This is a genomic window from Pedobacter heparinus (assembly GCF_032678725.1).
In the GTDB taxonomy this organism is placed as follows: domain Bacteria; phylum Bacteroidota; class Bacteroidia; order Sphingobacteriales; family Sphingobacteriaceae; genus Pedobacter; species Pedobacter heparinus_A.
Map to the genome: position 1 here is coordinate 1 of NZ_JAVTSC010000054.1, position 600 is coordinate 600.

At 43.2% G+C, this 600-nt stretch carries 1 protein-coding gene; it reads right to left on the reverse strand.

Annotated elements, in window-relative coordinates; translation table 11 throughout:
- Positions 1-539 (reverse strand): TonB-dependent receptor domain-containing protein (locus R2Q85_RS24575; protein ID WP_316814454.1); only part of this gene is annotated, 539 nt, incomplete at its 3' end.
- Positions 540-600: the final 61 nt, after the last annotated feature.

Below are 600 nucleotides of genomic sequence, written 5' to 3' on the forward strand. Positions count from 1 at the left end.
GCAACTGGTTTGGGAACAGCATTATTGGTCAGATCCTCCTCACTGTAAAATTTACCGGTCCAGATAAATTGCGGTGCAAGCATGCCAATTTGTTTGCCCGTCTGTTCCTGCCATGGATATTTTTTCGGCGTTTCAGCCATGTAATCGATGGTATTACGGACAAAAGTATAATTACCGCCTATTGTAAAACCAAACCCACCAATATTGTCAGAATAACTAAGCGATAATTCATATCCTTTGTTTGTTGCCTTTCCAGCATTCAATGCAGGAAGCTTTGCTGGTACTAAACCAGAAATCAACGGTATATCGAATCTGTTGATCAGAATATCATCACGCTTTTCCAGAAATACATCTGCTTCAAAGCTTAGACGGCTTTTAAACAATTTCGCCTCCATCCCGATATCTGCCTTGCGGGCAACTTCCCAGGTCACGTTCGGATTTCCCAAAGATCCTTCTAAGATGGGAAGGATTTGGGTAGGCGTAGTGCCCAGGCTATAATAGCCGTTAACTGTAGTAGAGGTACCGGGAGTCTCAGCCACAAGTGGGTTTCTAAACGAATAGATATACAAGTTACTGTATCCGAAACCGAGCCTGTCATTC